The organism is Thermoanaerobacter thermocopriae JCM 7501 (genome assembly GCF_001310975.1).
Lineage (GTDB): Bacteria > Bacillota > Thermoanaerobacteria > Thermoanaerobacterales > Thermoanaerobacteraceae > Thermoanaerobacter > Thermoanaerobacter thermocopriae.
Genome location: NZ_BAZY01000078.1, coordinates 1 through 759 on the forward strand (window position 1 = coordinate 1; position 759 = coordinate 759).

The window sequence follows — 759 nt, forward strand, 5'->3', positions numbered from 1 at the left end:
ATGTGAAATGGAGGTATTGAGATGGACAAAGAATTTTTAAAGCAAAAGGCAAAAGAAGTAAGAATTGACATTATAAATATGTTGGCAGAGGCAGGCTCTGGCCATCCTGGTGGGTCATTATCCTGTGCAGATATTTTAACCCTGCTCTATTTTGAAAAAATGAATGTAAAACCTGACGACCCAAATGGAAGATAGGGATAGACTCGTGTTGTCAAAAGGTCATGCAGCTCCTGCCCTGTATGCTGTATTAGCTGAAAAAGGCTTTTTCCCAAAAGAAGAGTTAAAAACTTTAAGAAAGCTCGATTCAATACTTCAGGGGCATCCCGATATGAAATCCACACCGGGACTTGATATGACTACAGGGTCATTAGGGCAAGGGCTTTCTGCTGCAAATGGAATGGCATTGGCAGGAAAATTAGATAAAAAGGGCTATAGAGTCTATGTAATATTAGGAGATGGAGAATTACAAGAAGGGCAAATATGGGAAGCAGCGATGACAGCAGCCCATTACAAACTCGACAACTTAACAGCAATACTTGACTTTAACGGCTTACAAATAGACGGTCCAAACAGGGAAGTAAAAAACATAGAGCCAGTAGCAGACAAATTTAAGGCTTTTGGATGGCACGTAATAGAAATAGACGGCCACGACTTTGACCAAATAGACAAAGCCATAGAAGAAGCAAAAGCTACAAAAGGAAAACCTACATTGATAATAGCTCATACAATAAAAGGGAAAGGCGTATCCTTCATGGAAAA

At 39.8% G+C, this 759-nt stretch carries 1 pseudogene; it reads left to right on the plus strand.

The annotated features are described in order from the left end of the window. Positions 1-21: 21 nt before the first annotated feature. A pseudogene (locus tag JCM7501_RS12420) lies at positions 22-759 on the plus strand (transketolase); the annotation flags it as partial.